The 15,474-nt window shown below is 71.9% G+C and carries 16 protein-coding genes; 10 read left to right on the top strand and 6 right to left on the bottom strand.

Annotation, left to right across the window (positions count from 1 at the left end; translation table 11 throughout):
- The first annotated feature begins 82 nt into the window (after nucleotides 1-82).
- The gene (locus MUU72_RS01910; RefSeq protein WP_248011310.1) at nucleotides 83-2,650 is read left to right on the top strand and encodes an ABC transporter ATP-binding protein/permease; all 2,568 of its coding nucleotides are present in this window, start codon (nucleotides 83-85) and stop codon (nucleotides 2,648-2,650) included.
- A gap of 100 nt (nucleotides 2,651-2,750) precedes the next feature.
- Here MUU72_RS01910 and MUU72_RS01905 read toward each other — a convergent pair whose 3' ends face one another.
- Together MUU72_RS01905 and MUU72_RS01900 are read right to left on the bottom strand one after the other, a co-directional pair.
- Nucleotides 2,751-3,482 carry a transglycosylase SLT domain-containing protein gene (locus MUU72_RS01905; RefSeq protein WP_248011309.1) on the bottom strand — a complete coding sequence of 244 codons (732 nt, stop codon included), beginning with the start codon at nucleotides 3,480-3,482 and terminating at the stop codon, nucleotides 2,751-2,753.
- Nucleotides 3,483-3,820: 338 nt separating this feature from the next.
- Nucleotides 3,821-4,468 carry a nitroreductase family protein gene (locus MUU72_RS01900; protein WP_372502959.1) on the bottom strand — a complete coding sequence of 216 codons (648 nt, stop codon included), beginning with the start codon at nucleotides 4,466-4,468 and terminating at the stop codon, nucleotides 3,821-3,823.
- 392 nt (nucleotides 4,469-4,860) lie between these two features.
- Here MUU72_RS01900 and MUU72_RS01895 point away from each other — a divergent pair, with 392 nt between their 5' ends.
- From MUU72_RS01895 to MUU72_RS01880, 4 genes are all read left to right on the top strand, one after another.
- The gene (locus tag MUU72_RS01895; protein WP_248011307.1) at nucleotides 4,861-6,018 is read left to right on the top strand and encodes a GAF domain-containing sensor histidine kinase; all 1,158 of its coding nucleotides are present in this window, start codon (nucleotides 4,861-4,863) and stop codon (nucleotides 6,016-6,018) included.
- Entirely contained in the window at nucleotides 6,011-6,694 is a 684-nt protein-coding gene (locus tag MUU72_RS01890) for a response regulator (protein ID WP_248011306.1), read from the top strand. The genes MUU72_RS01895 and MUU72_RS01890 overlap by 8 nt, the downstream gene beginning before the upstream one ends.
- Before the next feature lie 194 nt (nucleotides 6,695-6,888).
- Complete coding sequence (locus MUU72_RS01885; RefSeq protein WP_248011560.1) at nucleotides 6,889-7,134, top strand: chaplin; 246 nt, start codon at nucleotides 6,889-6,891, stop codon at nucleotides 7,132-7,134.
- A gap of 164 nt (nucleotides 7,135-7,298) precedes the next feature.
- Nucleotides 7,299-7,544 carry a chaplin gene (locus MUU72_RS01880; RefSeq protein ID WP_248011305.1) on the top strand — a complete coding sequence of 82 codons (246 nt, stop codon included), beginning with the start codon at nucleotides 7,299-7,301 and terminating at the stop codon, nucleotides 7,542-7,544.
- Nucleotides 7,545-7,641: 97 nt separating this feature from the next.
- On the opposite strand, the gene MUU72_RS01875 is transcribed toward MUU72_RS01880, so the two are convergent.
- A complete protein-coding gene (locus MUU72_RS01875; protein WP_248011304.1) occupies nucleotides 7,642-8,457 on the bottom strand; it encodes an Rv1486c family protein in 816 nt (271 codons plus the stop codon).
- A 90-nt stretch (nucleotides 8,458-8,547) separates the two neighbouring features.
- On the opposite strand from MUU72_RS01875, the gene MUU72_RS01870 reads away from it, so the two are divergent.
- From MUU72_RS01870 to MUU72_RS01855, 4 genes are all read left to right on the top strand, one after another.
- A complete protein-coding gene (locus MUU72_RS01870) occupies nucleotides 8,548-9,360 on the top strand; it encodes an ABC transporter ATP-binding protein (RefSeq protein ID WP_248011303.1) in 813 nt (270 codons plus the stop codon).
- Between the two features lie 85 nt (nucleotides 9,361-9,445).
- Nucleotides 9,446-9,859, top strand: a complete 414-nt coding sequence (locus tag MUU72_RS01865; RefSeq protein WP_248011559.1) for an NfeD family protein — start codon at nucleotides 9,446-9,448, stop codon at nucleotides 9,857-9,859.
- 100 nt (nucleotides 9,860-9,959) lie between these two features.
- A complete protein-coding gene (locus tag MUU72_RS01860) occupies nucleotides 9,960-10,895 on the top strand; it encodes an SPFH domain-containing protein (protein WP_248011302.1) in 936 nt (311 codons plus the stop codon).
- A gap of 84 nt (nucleotides 10,896-10,979) precedes the next feature.
- Nucleotides 10,980-11,747: a sulfite exporter TauE/SafE family protein gene (locus MUU72_RS01855; protein ID WP_248011301.1), complete on the top strand. Its 768-nt coding sequence runs from the start codon at nucleotides 10,980-10,982 to the stop codon at nucleotides 11,745-11,747.
- Between the two features lie 39 nt (nucleotides 11,748-11,786).
- Here MUU72_RS01855 and MUU72_RS01850 read toward each other — a convergent pair whose 3' ends face one another.
- The 3 genes from MUU72_RS01850 to MUU72_RS01840 all read right to left on the bottom strand — a co-directional run bounded on the left by MUU72_RS01850 (nucleotide 11,787) and on the right by MUU72_RS01840 (nucleotide 14,081).
- Nucleotides 11,787-12,293, bottom strand: a complete 507-nt coding sequence (locus MUU72_RS01850; RefSeq protein ID WP_248011300.1) for an HNH endonuclease — start codon at nucleotides 12,291-12,293, stop codon at nucleotides 11,787-11,789.
- Nucleotides 12,294-12,718: 425 nt separating this feature from the next.
- Nucleotides 12,719-13,255 (bottom strand): YbhB/YbcL family Raf kinase inhibitor-like protein, encoded by a 537-nt coding sequence (locus MUU72_RS01845; protein ID WP_248011299.1) that lies wholly within the window; start codon nucleotides 13,253-13,255, stop codon nucleotides 12,719-12,721.
- Between the two features lie 43 nt (nucleotides 13,256-13,298).
- A complete protein-coding gene (locus MUU72_RS01840) occupies nucleotides 13,299-14,081 on the bottom strand; it encodes a sporulation protein (protein WP_248011298.1) in 783 nt (260 codons plus the stop codon).
- Nucleotides 14,082-14,237: 156 nt separating this feature from the next.
- Here MUU72_RS01840 and MUU72_RS01835 point away from each other — a divergent pair, with 156 nt between their 5' ends.
- A complete protein-coding gene (locus MUU72_RS01835; protein ID WP_248011297.1) occupies nucleotides 14,238-14,888 on the top strand; it encodes a DNA-3-methyladenine glycosylase in 651 nt (216 codons plus the stop codon).
- Nucleotides 14,889-15,474: the final 586 nt, after the last annotated feature.

The raw sequence follows: 15,474 nt of genomic DNA, 5'->3' as shown, positions 1-15,474 counted from the left end.
GCGGGCCGAGCCTGAAATAGTTCCCCACGATGTTCACCATCCCTGGACTTCCCGTACAGGGCGTCACTCGGGGGACTATGTAATGGGGCATGGAGTGCCTGAACTCGTACTGGAACTGAACGGAAGGACCTGGCCGCTCGACCCGGCCAGGTCCTACAGCGTGGGCCGCGATCCGCAGGGCGACATGGTGCTCGACGACGCCAGGGTCTCCTGGCGGCACGCCACCCTCCGGTGGTCCGGCCGCAGCTGGCTCATCGAGGACCACGGGAGCACCAACGGCACCTACGTCCAGGGCCGGCGGATCCAGCAGCTGGAGGTCGGCCCCGGCACCGCCGTCCACCTGGGCAACGCCACCGACGGCCCCCGGCTGACCCTGTCCGCCGCCGCGGCGCCCGCCGACGCCTTCAGCGCGCCGCCCGCCGCGGCCGCCCCGCACCAGGGCTGGCAGGCCCCGCCCGCACAGGCGCAGCCGCCCGCCCAGCAGGGCTGGCAGGCCCCGCCCCAGGGCGGGCAGCCCTACCTCCCGCCCCAGCAGGCCCAGCAGCCTCCGCAGGCCCGGCAGCCCCAGCAGGGCGCGCCCCGGCAGGCCGTCCCGCCGCAGCAGTCCGGGCAGCCCCAGGCCGGCCCGGCCCCCCAGGCCGGCGCCGACCGCAGCCCGACCACCTTCCACCGCCTGGACAGCGGCCGGGTGATGCGGATCGGCCGTGCGCTCGACAACGAACTGGTCGTCTCCGACCTCCAGGTCTCCCGGCACCACGCGGAGTTCCGCGCCACCCCCGACGGCCGGTTCGAGATCCGCGACCTGGGCAGCCACAACGGCACCTACGTCAACGGCCAGCCGATCCCCAAGTCCGGCAGCGCCCCGGTCGGCCCGAACGACACCGTCGGCGTCGGCCACTCCACCTTCCGGCTGGTCGGCGACCGGCTGGAGGAGTTCGTCGACACCGGTGAGGTCTCCTTCTCGGCCCGCCACCTCACCGTCACCGTCGACGGCGGCAAGCAGATCCTCAAGGACGTCTCCTTCGGCGTCCCCGAGAAGTCGCTGATCGCCGTCATCGGCCCGTCCGGCTCCGGCAAGTCCACGCTGCTCAAGGCGCTGACCGGCTACCGCCCCGCCAACCAGGGCGAGGTCCTCTACGACCACCGGAACCTCTACAAGCACTTCGCCGAACTGCGCCAGCGCATCGGCCTGGTCCCGCAGGACGACATCCTCCACAAGGAGCTGTCCGTCCAGAAGGCCCTGCGCTACGCCGCCAAGCTGCGCTTCCCCGGCGACACCGCGGAATCCGAGCGCGAGGCCCGGATCGGCGAGGTGCTGCGCGAGCTCAAGCTCGACGTCCACAAGGACAAGAAGGTCACCTCGCTCTCCGGCGGCCAGCGCAAGCGCGTCTCGGTCGCCCTGGAACTGCTCACCAAGCCGTCGCTGATCTTCCTGGACGAGCCCACCTCCGGCCTCGACCCGGGCATGGACCGCGACGTGATGCAGCTGCTGCGCGGTCTGGCCGACGACGGCCGCACGGTCCTGGTCGTCACCCACTCGGTGGCCGAACTCGCCCTGTGCGACCGGCTGCTGGTGATGGCACCGGGCGGTTCGGTGGCCTACTTCGGCCCGCCGGCCGAGGCGCTGAACTTCTTCCAGTACGAGTCCTGGGCCGACGTCTTCTCGGCGTTCGAGAACTACCGCGACTACGACTGGGCCGGCCGCTGGCGCGGCTCCCCGCACTACCAGATGTACGCCGCCGACCTGGACGCCGCGCCGCCGCAGTCGGTCAGCGTCCAGGCCCCGCCGGCCCGGATACAGAAGTCCCAGAGCTGGGGCTCGCAGCTGTGGACCCTGATGCGCCGCTACGTCTCGGTGCTCGCCTCCGACCGCGGCTTCCTGGCCCTGATGCTGATCCTGCCGGCCGTCCTCGGCGTGGTCTCCCTGCTGATCCCCAGCGACTACGGCCTGGGCTACGGCCCGCTCCAGAAGCACCAGACCAACCGCGACGCGAGCACCATCTCGCTGATCCTCGCGGTCGGCATGTGCTTCTCCGGCGCGGCCAACTCGGTCCGCGAGCTGATCAAGGAGCGGGTCATCTACGAGCGCGAACGGGCCACCGGCCTGTCGCGGTCGGCCTACCTGATGTCCAAGATCATCGTGCTGGGCGTGGCCACCGCCCTCCAGGGCGTGATCATCGCGGCCATCGGCTTCTCCACCCGGCCCATGCCGGCCCAGGGCCTGATCATCGCCAAGGCCCCGGCCGTCGAGATGACCGTCGCGATCATCGCCCTCGGCTTCACCTCGATGATGGTCGGCCTGATCATCTCGTCGCTGGTCAAGACCGCCGAGAAGACCATGCCGCTGCTGGTCATGTTCGCCATCGTCCAGGTCGTCTTCACCGGCGTCCTCTTCCAGCTCTTCGACACCGTCGGCGTCTCCCAGGTCTCCTGGCTGATGCCGTCCCGCTGGGCCGTCGCCGCCCTCGGCGCCACCGAGGACATGAACACCCTGCTGCCCTGGGAGCCCGGCCACCCCGACCCGCTGTGGAAGCACCAGACCGGCGTCTACGTGATGGACGTGATCATCCTGGTGGCCCTGGGCGTCGGGCTCGCCTTCGTCGTCGCGCGGCTGCTGCGCCGCCACGAGCCGGAGGTCATGCGCAAGTAGCGCCCGCGGCCACCCGCCAGGCACGCCCGAGGGGCGGCACCCGGTCCACGGGTGCCGCCCCTCGGCGGTGTGCGCTGCGCGGCGGCAGGGAACGCCCGGCTCAGTAGGCGGAGTTGACGTTGTCCATCGAGCCGTAGCGGGCGGCCGCGTAGTTGCAGGCCGCGGTGATGTTGGCGACCGGGTCGTAGATGTTCCAGGAGGTACCGGGGACGTGGTACTGGCGGAACGTCGGGTCGATCACCTGGAGCAGGCCCTTGGAGGGGATGCCGGCCTGGGCGTTGGAGTCCCAGAGGTTGATCGCGTTGGGGTTGCCGGACGACTCGCGCATCAGGTTGCGGTAGATGCCGTTGTAGCTGCCCGGGATGTTGTGCTGGGCCATGATGGCCAGCGACTGGCGGATCCAGCCGTCGAGGTTGTTCGGGTAGACCTTGACCGCCTTGGCGGCGGCCGGGACGGCCTCGCGGACCGCGGCGCGGCTCGCGGCCTGCTTCACCCGGCGCTCCTGCTCTGCCTTGGCCTTCGCCTTGGCCTGGGCGGCGGCCTGCTCGGCCTGCTTCTTGGCGGCCTCGGCCGCGGCCTTGCCCTGCGCGGCGGAGGTGTCGGCCTGCTGCGCGAGGGTCGCCTGCTGGGCCCGGGCGGCGGTGTCGACGGCGCTGAAGGCGACCGGCTGGACGTTCAGGTTGGCGGGGGCCGCCGCGACCTTGCCCTGGCTGGCGTCGGCACCGGGGACGACGGTGAGGACCAGCGCGGCGGCACCGGCGGCGGCGACACCGGCGGCGGTCAGCTTGTGCATCCGGGTCAGGTTCAGAGCGGGGATGGCGTGCTTGGGCATGGCGGGGCGACCTCTTCCGATGGGGGGCATCGCACGGGCCGTCGAGTGGTGGCTGAACGCCGATCCCAGATCACGGCGCCGAGCGATGGGCCCCATTCTTAGCGGCCGAAAATTCGCCGGGCAATGATGTGACGTACGACCCCGGTTAGTGGGACCTGGGCGGCGCCGAAGCCGCCCCTCCCGGAAAAGCCCCAGTTCAGGAGGGGCCTGTAGGTCCACTATCCAGGATCGTAAGTGAGCTGCGCCCTATGCGCGGGGTCACATCGGCCGGAGGTTTATCTCGCCCTTAGTAATTGCAGTCGCACATTCTGTGCGGGGCCTGTGGGCGGGCCGTGCGCTCAGACCTCGACCAGCACCTGGTCGAGGGACTTGCGTACCAGATCGGGCACCCGGCAGTCCTCGGCGGGGTACCCGACCGGGATCACCGCGAACGCCTTCTCGTTCGCCGGCCGCCCCAGCACCTCCTGGAGGAACCGCATCGGGCTCGGCGTGTGCACCAGGGCCGCCAGCCCCGACAGGTGCAGCGCCGACAGCAGCATGCCGACCGCGATGCCCACCGACTCGTCCACGTAGTAGTGCTTGCGCCTGGTCCCGTCCGGGCCCAGCCAGTGCCGCTGCTGGAAGACCACGATCAGCTGCGGCGCGTCGGTCAGATGCGGTTTGACCTCGTCGGTGCCCAGCGGCCGCAGCGCCGCCAGCCACTCCTCGCCCAGCCGCCCGTCGTACGAGCGCCGCTCCTCGGCCTCCGCCGCCGCCCTGATCCGGCGGCGCACCTCCGCGTCCTTGACCAGGACAAACGTCCAGGGCTGCTGGTGCGCCCCGGACGGCGCGGTGGCCGCGCAGGCTATCGCGTCCCGGACCACCTGCTCGGGGACCGGGTCGGCGGCGAACTGCCGCACCGTCCGCCGCCGGTCCATCCGCTCCCGCAGCTCGGCGGCGCGGGCCAGTGACTCGGCCGCGGGCATCCGCTCGGGCCGGTACGGCACCGACCGGTAGGGCTCTCCGTGGATCGGCGTCCAGCGCTTCGTGGGCGAGGTGGGCGACGTGGGCGCGGTGGGCGGGGTGTGCGCGGTGTGCGCCTGGGGTGTGGACGACATGCCCCGAGTCTGGTGTCCGCCCCCGCGCCCCCGCCCCGTATGCGGCCGGATCGGCGCAAACTGATCGCCAAGAACGCCCCTTGTGTCCCACTAATCACTTTCACCTTTATATAGGGGACAAGAGGTCTTCTGGGGGGTCTGCCCATATATAGGAGGTGAGGGGGGGGTGAGGAGGTGCGGCCCGCCGGGCCCCGTCTAGGTCCCCGGACGTAGGTCCAGGGGGCTCCCCGGGGCGTCGGCGGACCGATACGGCCCGGCCGACCCGCCGGTACGGTGAAGCCATGACCAACGGACCGGGGGCCGGCATCCCCGCGGTGAGCACCGCGATCCTGGCCATGAGCAGGCATCTGGAGGTGCGCGACGTCCTCAAGACGATCGTCGCCTCGGCCCGTGAGCTGCTGGACGCCGAGTACGCCGCGCTCGGCGTCCCGGACGACCACGGCGGCTTCGCCCAGTTCGTCGTGGACGGCGTCAGCGCCGAGCAGTGGAAGGCCATCGGCCCACTGCCCCGCCAGCACGGCATCCTCGCCGCGATGCTGCACAGCGCCACCCCCGAGCGGCTCGCCGACGTCCGCAAGGACCCCCGATTCGGCGGCTGGCCCGCCGCCCACCCGGACATGTCCGACTTCCTCGGCCTGCCGATCGCCGACGGCGACGAGATCCTCGGCGCCCTCTTCCTCGCCAACAAGCGCTGCCCGGAGCCCCGCCCCGCCCGCGCGGACGGCTGCCGCTTCACCGAGGACGACGAGCGGCTGCTCGGGATACTCGCCCAGCACGCTGCCATCGCCCTCACCAACGCCCGCCTCTACGAGCGCAGCCGCGAGCTGACCATCGCCGGCGAGCGCGCCCGGCTCGCCCACGAGCTGCACGACGCGGTCTCCCAGAAGCTCTTCTCGCTCCGCCTCACCGCGCAGGCCGCGACCGCCCTGGTCGACCGCGACGCGGCCCGCGCCAAGGACGCCCTGCACCAGGTCACCGCGCTGGCCGCGGAGGCCGCCGACGAGCTGCGCGCCGCCGTCATCGAGCTGCGCCCGGCCGCCCTGGACGAGGACGGGCTGGTCGCCACCCTGCGCTCCCAGGTCCAGGTCCTGGACCGGGCGCACTCCGCCCGTGTCACCTTCGCCGCCCAGGGCGTCCGGGCGCTGCCCTCCGCCCAGGAGGAGGCGATGCTCCGGGTCGCCCAGGAGGCGCTGCACAACGCCCTGCGGCACTCCGGCGCCACCCGCGTCGAGGTGACGCTCACCCGCGCCGGCCAGGGAGCCCGGCTGCGGGTCGCCGACGACGGCCGGGGCTTCGACACCGGCGCGGTCCGCCGGGCCGGCCGGCATCTGGGCCTGGTCTCGATGCACGACCGCGCCGGCGGCGTCGGCGGCACGCTCACCGTGGAATCGGAGCCCGGCAAGGGCACCGCAGTCGAGATGGAGGTGCCCGGTGGCTGACACCACCCGGGGCGGTACGGAACGGACCACGGGCGAGGGGCGCGCGATCCGCGTCCTGCTCGTCGACGACCACCAGGTCGTCCGCCGCGGCCTGCGGACGTTCCTGGAGGTGCAGGACGACATCGAGGTGGTGGGGGAGGCGTCCGACGGCGACGAGGGGATCGCCGCCACCGAGCAACTGCGCCCGGACGTCGTCCTGATGGACATCAAGATGCCCGGCACCGACGGCATCGAGGCGCTCCGCCGGCTGCGCGAACTGGACAACCCCGCCCGCATCCTGGTCGTCACCAGCTTCACCGAGCAGCGCACCGTCGTCCCGGCGCTGCGCGCGGGCGCGGCCGGCTACGTCTACAAGGACATCGACCCGGACGCGCTGGCCGGCGCGATCCGCTCGGTGCACGCCGGGCACGTCCTGCTCCAGCCCGAGGTGGCCGGCGCGCTGCTGTCCCAGGAGGACGGCAACGGCGGCCAGGGGCGCGGCGGTTCACTGACCGACCGGGAGCGCGAGGTGCTGGGCCTGATCGCGGACGGCCGCTCCAACCGCGAGATCGCCCGCGCGCTGGTGCTCTCCGAGAAGACCGTCAAGACCCACGTCTCCAACATCCTGATGAAGCTCGACCTCGCCGACCGCACCCAGGCCGCCCTGTGGGCCGTCCGGCACGGCATCGGCGCCTGAATCACGGGGCACCGCGGGGGAGGGCCCCGCGGCGGGCGGCTCCGGAACGACAATCCGAACGTCGCCTCGCGGATCCGAGATTCATACTGTCGTGTATACGTAGTCCATTCGGCGTATCCCCGCTCCCGGCCGGGCCGTTTCCCAGTGCAGTCGTGGCGGCTGGCCACGGCATCGGCAACGAGGAGCTGAACGAAGTGAAGAACATCAAGCGGGTCGCGGCCATCACGATCGCGGGTGCCGGTCTCGCCCTGGCGGGTGCCGGCGTCGCGTCGGCGCACGACGGCCCGCAGGCGCAGGGCGCCGCGGTGCAGTCCCCCGGCGTCATCTCGGGCAACGCCGTCCAGGCTCCGGTGCACATCCCCGTGAACGCCTGCGGCAACACCGTCTCCGTGATCGGCCTGCTCAACCCGGTCTTCGGCAACACCTGCCTGAACAAGTGACCCCGGGAGCCTCCGCTCCGGTCACCTGACCCCTGCGCCGGGCCGCGACACCGGCCCGCCGGGTCATCCGGACCGGCCCCGCCCAGCCCTGGCCGTGCGGCCGGTCCCCCTCCACATACACCGTTATTTCCGGCCCAGTGCCGCCACGTGAGGATCACGCCACCATGAACACCGTCAAAAAGGCCGCCCTTGTCCTTGCCACCACCGGTCTCGCCGTCGGCGCCGCCGCCGGTTCGGCGTTCGCCCAGGACGGCGCGCACGCCGACGGCAAGGCCCTGAACTCCCCGGGCGTCGGCTCGGGCAACCTCGTCCAGGCCCCGGTGCACGTCCCCGTGAACGTCTCCGGCAACAGCGTCAACGTCGTCGGCGTGCTGAACTCCGCCTTCGGCAACCCGGCCGTCAACGACTGACGCCCCCGGCCCGGGAGCAACTCCCGGGCCGCACCGGGCCGTTGCGGCCCTCACCAGGCCCCGCCGACCGCACTCCGGCCGGCGGGGCCCTCCCGTCTCACCCCCGGCCGCGCTCCCGCTCCTCCACCGCGGAGTTGTACGCCGCCACCTGTGCCCGCCGGGCCGTGCGCTCCACCGGACGCAGCGCCTCGGCGCGGGCCGCGATCTCCGACGAGCTGACCGCCGCGCCGTGCTCCCGGCCGTCCCCGCCGGCCCCCTGCGCGATGGTGATCAGAGCGCCGACCCGCTGCGCCAGCTCCAGCACCCGCACCGCCCGCGGCGGATAGCCGGGCGCCAGCAGCTGCCGCCCGGCCTCGGCCCGTGCGCGGTACGCCGCCAGCGCCGCGTCCGCCACCGGACCGGAACCGGCCACGTCCAGCCGCGAGAGCACCTCCGTGGCCTCCCGCAGCGCCTCCGCCAGCTCCCGCTCGGCCTCGCCCAGCGACGGCACGTCCGCCGGCGGCGCCTCGCGCACCGGCAGGCAGTGCCAGACCACCTCGACGTGCACATCGGGGCCGGCCCCGCCCTCGGGACCCGCCTCGTGCACCTCCGGGACCAGGCCCAGCCCGGCACCGTGCGCGAGCACCGCCTCGCCGGCCTCCAGCGCCCGCGCGTTGAACTCCGGCGGGCCGCTCAGCCCCAGCGGGTGCCCGGGCACCGGCAGCGCCACCCGCAGCCCGGACGCGCCGAGCGCCCGCAGCCGGCCCAGCGCCAGCGTCAGGCCGACCGGGGCGTCCTCCCCGGGCAGGCCCGAGACGCGGTGCACCGCGTCGTCCTCCGCGATCCGGTGCGCGGCGTCATCAGGTGAGACAAGTCCGGCCAAAAGGGCATTTCCCCATGCCGCCAGCCGTCCTGAGCGAGGTTCATCGAGCATGGTCCCCAGCCTAGGGAACGGCACTGACATCGAGTGGCGTAGGTTTGCAGGGGGGCTGCGCCTACAGGCGCACACGACGACCGAGAAGCAATGGGAGACAGTGCGCTCATGAGCGATGTGCTGGAGCTGGTGGACGTATCCGTGGTCCGCGAAGGACGGGCTCTGGTGGACCAGGTCTCGTGGTCGGTGAAGGAGGGGGAGCGCTGGGTGATCCTCGGCCCCAACGGCGCCGGCAAGACCACCCTGCTGAACGTCGCCTCCAGCTACCTCTTCCCGAGCACCGGCACCGCCCGGATCCTCGGTGAGCAGCTGGGCCGGGTCGACGTCTTCGACCTGCGCCCGCGCATCGGCATCGCCGGCATCGCGCTCGCCGACAAGCTGCCGCGCAGCCAGACCGTCCTGCAGACCGTCCTCACCGCCGCCTACGGCATGACCGCCACCTGGCGCGAGGACTACGACGAGATCGACGAGCAGCGCGCCCGGGCCTTCCTCGACCGGCTCGGCATGAACGCCCACCTGGACCGCAAGTTCGGCACCCTCTCCGAGGGCGAGCGCAAGCGCACCCTGATCGCCCGCGCCATGATGACCGACCCCGAGCTGCTCCTCCTGGACGAGCCCGCCGCCGGCCTCGACCTCGGCGGCCGCGAGGACCTGGTGCGCCGCCTCGGCCGGCTGGCCCGCGACCCGTTCGCCCCCTCGATGATCATGGTCACCCACCACGTCGAGGAGATCCCGCCGGGCTTCACCCACGTCCTGATGATCCGTCAGGGCAAGGTGCTGGCCGCCGGGCCGCTCGACCTGGAGCTCACCTCCAGCAACCTCTCGCACTGCTTCGGCCTCCCGCTCGTCGTCGAGCGCCAGGCCGGCGACCGCTGGACCGCCCAGGGCCTGCCGCTGACGTAACGGCCCGGCCCGGAAGCCCCGGTGACCGATCGCGCCCTGTCCCCGGACCGCCCGCCCGACCTACCATGAGCCCGTGGATCCTTGGGTGTGGTGGCTGATCGCCGCCGTGGGGCTGGGCATTCCGCTCGTCGTGACCGCGATGCCCGAATTCGGAATGTTCGCGGTCGGTGCCGTCGCCGGTGCCGTCACCGCAGCGCTCGGTGGCGGCACCGTCGCGCAATTCCTCGTGTTCGTCGCGGTGTCGGTCGCGCTGATCGCCGTCGTCCGGCCGCTGGCCAACCGCCACCGCGGCCAGAGCCCGCGCCTCGCCTCCGGCATCGACGCGCTCAAGGGCCGCACCGCCACCGTCCTGGAGCGCGTCGACTCCGGCGACGGCGGCCGGATCAAACTCGCCGGGGAGGTCTGGTCGGCCCGCGCCCTCGACGGCGCGCAGGTCTACGAAGCCGGCCAGCAGGTCGACGTGGTGGAGATCGACGGCGCCACCGCCCTCGTCATCTGACCCGAAGACCGTGCGCGACGCCCCGCACCTCTGAAAGACTGATCAACGCCGAGCCGGCCGCGGGCCGGGACGACCAGCAACGAAGGGCACGGGAGCCGCTGTGGAATCGATCATCATCGTCCTGATCATCCTGGTGGTGCTCGTGTTCATCGCACTCTTCAAGACGATCCAGGTCATCCCCCAGGCCAGCGCCGCCATCGTCGAGCGCTTCGGCCGCTACACCCGCACCCTGAACGCCGGCCTGAACATCGTCGTCCCGTTCATCGACACCATCCGCAACCGCATCGACCTCCGCGAACAGGTCGTCCCGTTCCCGCCCCAGCCGGTGATCACCCAGGACAACCTCGTCGTCAACATCGACACGGTCATCTACTACCAGGTCACCGACGCCCGCGCCGCCACCTACGAGGTCGCCAGCTACATCCAGGCGATCGAGCAGCTCACCGTCACCACCCTCCGCAACATCATCGGCGGCATGGACCTCGAACGGACCCTGACCTCCCGCGAGGAGATCAACGCGGCGCTGCGCGGCGTCCTCGACGAGGCCACCGGCAAGTGGGGCATCCGCGTCAACCGCGTCGAGCTCAAGGCGATCGAGCCGCCCACCTCCATCCAGGACTCGATGGAGAAGCAGATGCGCGCCGACCGCGACAAGCGCGCCGCGATCCTCCAGGCCGAGGGTGTGCGGCAGTCCGAGATCCTCACCGCCGAGGGCCAGAAGCAGTCCGCGATCCTCCGCGCCGAAGGTGAGGCCAAAGCCGCCGCGCTGCGCGCCGAGGGCGAGGCCCAGGCGATCCGGGTGGTCTTCGAGTCCATCCACGCCGGCGACCCGGACCAGAAGCTGCTGTCGTACCAGTACCTCCAGATGCTCCCGAAGATCGCCGAGGGCGACGCCAACAAGCTCTGGATCGTCCCCAGTGAGATCGGCGACGCCCTCAAGGGCCTCGGCGGCGCCATCGGCAACTTCAACCCCGCCGGCGGCGGCACCATCCCCAAGCCCAGCAGCCCCGAGCGCCAGGCGCCCCCCATCGACTGACCCGCCCGCACCTCGTGCATGATCAGGGTTGCCCCTCGACCTCAAGGGCGGGGAGGCAACCCTGACCCATGTAAGGAGATGGCCTTGTCCATCTGGGAAGCAGTCGCAGTCTTCGCAGCCGGCCTGGGCGCCGGCACCATCAACACCATCGTCGGTTCCGGCACCCTGATCACCTTCCCCGTCCTGCTCGCCGTCGGCCTCCCGCCGGTGACCGCCAACGTCTCCAACTCCCTTGGCCTGGTGCCCGGTTCGATCAGCGGCGCGATAGGGTACCGCCGCGAACTGGCCGGCCAGGGCCGCCGGGTACTCCGCTTCTCGGCCGCCGCCCTCACCGGCGGCCTGGCCGGCGCGGTCCTGCTGCTCGCCCTGCCCGCCGGCGCCTTCCAGGCGGTCGTGCCCGCCCTGATCGCCCTGGCCCTCGTACTCGTCGTCATCCAGCCCCGGCTGGCCGCCGCGGTCCGCGCCCGCCGCGAGCGCAACGGCACCACCGCGCACCGCGACGGCGGCATCGCCCTCTTCACCGGCCTGCTGCTGGCCAGCGCCTACGGCGGCTACTTCGGCGCCGCCCAGGGCGTCCTCTACCTCTCCCTGATGGGCGTCCTGCTCAGCGACGACCTCCAGCGCCTCAACGCCCTCAAGAACGTCCTCGCCGCCCTGGTCAACGGCGTCGCGGTGCTCTTCTTCCTCTTCGTCGCCCACTTCGACTGGACCGCCGTGCTCCTGATCGCGGCCGGCTCCGCGCTCGGCGGCCAGCTCGGCGCCAAGGTCGGCCGCCGCCTGCCACCGACCGCCCTGCGCGCCGTGATCGTCGCCGTGGGACTGGCGGCCATCGTCCAACTCCTCCTGAAATAACGGGAGTCGGGCGATGGCCACCCCGTGTCCCGCCCGGGGCTACGCCGGCAGCGCCCCCAGCCAGTCCGGCAGTTCCTCCCGTACGGACACCCCCAGCGCCGACACCAGCGCGTCCGCCGGCGTCGGCACGAACGGCCGGCGGAGCAGCCGCATCCCCGCCTGCTCCGGCGTCCGGTCGGCCTTGCGGTGGTTGTCCTCCGCGCACGAGGCGACGGTATTCAGCCAGGTGTCGCCACCGCCGTGCGACCGCGGCACCACGTGGTCCACGGTCGTCGCCCGCTTCCCGCAGTACGCGCACCGGTGCTGGTCGCGCACCAGCACCCCGCGCCGGGACCACGGCGCCTGTCTTCGGAACGGCACCCGGACGAACCTGCTGAGCCGGATCACCCGCGGCACCGGCACGTCCACCGAGGCCGCCCGGATCCGCATCCCCGGGTGGGCGTGCTCGACGACCGCCTTGTCCTGCATGACCAGCACCACCGCGCGCCGCAGCGACACCGTCGCCAGCGGCTCGAAGCTCGCATTCAGCACCAGCGTCTCGCGCATCCCGTCCACCTCCCGGACCCCGATCGCCCTCGTGGCGAAGTGGCTCCACTGTGCAGGGGCAGGTATTTCCCGGACAACGCAATTTCCTTGTGACGCAAGGGAAATGGCGGGTGCACAGAGCATGAACAAGAAGTGGCGCGGGCAGCGGACACGGCCCGCCGCGCGCGGACGGAAGAGGGTGCGCTCCGGGTCCCGGCCCCCGTGACCCGGAACCCGGAGCGAACGGCGACCGGCGCGGACGCCCCCGTGCGCAGGGGCTCCGGCGAGCGCGGGCGCACACACCGGCGCCCCGGCGCTCCCGCCACCGCGGTACCGGCCGGCCCGCCACCTCGCAAAGGCGGCGGCACGGCAACCACTGTGCGTGCCGGAAGCGCCGGGGCGCAACGCATTTCCCCGGCCCCGCGGACCGGAGGGGAACGGTGCCGCTAGCCGGCGGCCACCTCGTACTCACCGATCAGCTGCGCCCGCCCGAGGGTGTGGAACCGCAGGTTGAAGCCGACCACCGCGGGCGAGGCGTCCGCGTCCGGGCCGAGCTTCTCCTGGTCCACCGCGTAGACGGTGAACACATAGCGGTGCGGGCCGTCCCCGGGCGGCGGCGCCGCACCCCCGAAGTCCCGCGTCCCGTAGTCGTTGCGGACGTGCACCGCCCCGTCCGGGAGCCCCGCCATCTCACCGCTGCCGGCACCCGCCGGCAGCTCGGTCACCGACGCCGGGATGTCGAACACCACCCAGTGCCAGAACCCGCTGCCGGTCGGCGCGTCGGGGTCGAAGCAGGTGACGGCGTAGCTCCGGGTCCCCTCCGGAGCACCTTCCCAGCGCAGCTGGGGCGAGCGGTTGCCCTCGGCGTACACCTGCGCGGGCCGCAGCGTCCCGCCCGGCTCCACCTCCTCGCTGACCACCGTGAACTCCGGCACCGGCGGGTGGAAATCGTGGGGGAGCGGCCGCCGCTTCAGCTCGGACACCTCGGAACCTCCTGGTCGCTTGCCGACACTTCGTCCGGCCAGGTTAGAGCCAGTTGCGCCGCCCGCCGACCTCGGCCAGCCACTGGTTGAGGTACGCCGCCCAGTCGGTCCCCTCGAAGTCGTACAGCCCCACCGTGAACGACCGGTAGGTGTCCGACCCCTCACTGAACAGCCCCGGCTTCTTGTCCATCTCCAGGACGACGTCCATCTCCCGGTCGTCGGCCACGAACGACAGCTCCACCTGGCTCAGCCCCCGGTACTGCGGCGGCGCGAAGAACTCGATCTCCTGGTAGAACGGCAGCCGCTGCCGCGTCCCGTGGATCACCCCCTGCTCCAGATCGGCGGACTTGAACCGGAACCCCAGTCGCCCGAACGCGTCCAGGATCGCCTGCTGCGCCGGCAGCGGGTGCACCTGCACCGGGTCGAGATCACCGGAGTCCACCGCCCGCGCGATCGCCAGCTCCGTCACCACCCCCACGTCCATCCCGTGCAGCGGCTGCCCCGCGAAGGTCGTCACCGGCGTCTCCCAGGGGATCTCCAGCCCGAACGGCACCGTGTGCACTGCCCCCGCCTGCACCTCGAACGCCCCGCCCAGCCGCACCCGGGTGAACTCCACGTCCCGCTTGGCCTCCCCGTCCCCGTGCTCGACCTCCACCCGCGCCTGAAGCCCGACGGTCAGCCCCTGGATCGCCTGCGGCACCGACCCGCCCTGGATCCGCACCTCCCCCTGCACCACGCCGCCGGGGACCACGTTCTCCTCGAAGAGCACCGTCTCCACCGACGCTCCCCCGGCCCCCAGACTCGCCAGCAGCTTCTTGAACCCCATGTCGTCCTCCCCGGGCGCGACCCGCGCACCCCGTATACCCGGCCGATCGTGGCCCGATCCTGACGCACCCCGGAGCGATCGTCCCAATCCCCGCCCCCACAACCGTCCAAACCGGCCGCCCGGACCACCGGCGCGGCTCCACTACGCTCGGAACGCATGACTGACGGACCGGACCGCACCCCCCTCCCGCGCGACTTCTTCGACCGCCCCGTCCTGGAGGTCGCCCCGGACCTGCTCGGCCGCACCCTGGTACGCCACAGCCCCGACGGCCCCATCGAACTCCGCCTCACCGAGGTCGAGGCGTACGCCGGTGAGATCGACCCCGGCTCCCATGCCTACCGCGGCCGCACCGCCCGCAACGCCACGATGTTCGGCCCGCCCGGCCACGCGTACGTCTACTTCATCTACGGCATGTGGTTCAGCATCAACCTCGTCTGCGGCCCCGAGGGCAAGGCCGGCGCGGTCCTGCTGCGGGCCGGCGAGATCCTCACCGGTACGCCGCTGGCCGCCGCCCGCCGTCCCAAGGCCCGCAACACCGACGAACTCGCCAAGGGCCCGGCCCGGCTGGCCACCGCCCTGGACATCGACCGCTCCCTGGACGGCATCGACGTCTGCGCCCGCAACGGCAGCCCGATCACGATCCTGCACGGCACCCCGGCCCCCGGCGACCAGGTCCGCAACGGCCCCCGCACGGGCGTCGGCGGCGACGGCGCCGACCACCCCTGGCGCTACTGGATCGACGGCGACCCCACCGTCAGCCCCTACCGCCCCCACGTGCCCAGGCGCCGCAGCACCCCGAGTGCTTGACTCCGGCCCGCCGAGCGTCTAACGTGGCCCGAGCCGCTGGACACAGGCAGCGCTATCTGCGTAGCCGGAGGCGGTACATCCACTACTTCGAACGACTCCCTGACGGGTCCCCTTCGGCATTGCCGAAATCCGACCCGGCCGGCCCGATTATGAGCCGCCAGGAAAAGCCGCTAAAGTAGTGACCACGCCGAAAGGCGAAAACCTCCGACGAAAATCGGAACCGAATTCGAGCCCCCGCAACTCACCGAGAAGCGGATCCGGAACGAAATCGAGTCTGATAAAGTCGGAACCGCGAGAAAGCCGAAAGGCCGGATCGCACCGGCGAAAATCGGAGCCGAAAGGATCTGATAGAGTCGGAAACGCAAGACCGAAGGGAAGCGCCCGGAGGAAGCCCGCGAGGGCAGGCCGAAGGAAGCGTCCGTTCCTTGAGAACTCAACAGCGTGCCAAAAGTCAACGCCAGATATGTTGATACCCCGTCTCCATCATGGAGATGAGGTTCCTTTGAAAAGTCCTCCCAAGCTTGGGAGGCGCACAGCGAGGACGCTGTGAACGATCGGATTATTCCTCCGATTCGTTCCGCTCTCG

Source organism: Streptomyces rhizoryzae (assembly GCF_023155275.1).
Lineage (GTDB): Bacteria > Actinomycetota > Actinomycetes > Streptomycetales > Streptomycetaceae > Streptomyces > Streptomyces rhizoryzae.
The sequence above is the reverse complement of the archived record's forward strand: the minus strand, read 5'-3'. Positions and strand labels throughout refer to the sequence as shown.

Excerpts from the sequence above, each read along its gene's own strand:
- MUU72_RS01840 (WP_248011298.1), bottom strand. The coding sequence starts at position 14,081 with ATGGGGTTCAAGAAGCTGCTGGCGAGTCTGGGGGCCGGGGGAGCGTCG.
- MUU72_RS01835 (WP_248011297.1), top strand. The coding sequence starts at position 14,238 with ATGACTGACGGACCGGACCGCACCCCCCTCCCGCGCGACTTCTTCGAC.
- MUU72_RS01875 (WP_248011304.1), bottom strand. The coding sequence starts at position 8,457 with ATGCTCGATGAACCTCGCTCAGGACGGCTGGCGGCATGGGGAAATGCC.
- MUU72_RS01910 (WP_248011310.1), top strand. The coding sequence starts at position 83 with ATGGGGCATGGAGTGCCTGAACTCGTACTGGAACTGAACGGAAGGACC.
- MUU72_RS01895 (WP_248011307.1), top strand. The coding sequence starts at position 4,861 with ATGACCAACGGACCGGGGGCCGGCATCCCCGCGGTGAGCACCGCGATC.
- MUU72_RS01905 (WP_248011309.1), bottom strand. The coding sequence starts at position 3,482 with ATGCCCAAGCACGCCATCCCCGCTCTGAACCTGACCCGGATGCACAAG.
- MUU72_RS01870 (WP_248011303.1), top strand. The coding sequence starts at position 8,548 with ATGGGAGACAGTGCGCTCATGAGCGATGTGCTGGAGCTGGTGGACGTA.
- MUU72_RS01850 (WP_248011300.1), bottom strand. The coding sequence starts at position 12,293 with ATGCGCGAGACGCTGGTGCTGAATGCGAGCTTCGAGCCGCTGGCGACG.
- MUU72_RS01880 (WP_248011305.1), top strand. The coding sequence starts at position 7,299 with ATGAACACCGTCAAAAAGGCCGCCCTTGTCCTTGCCACCACCGGTCTC.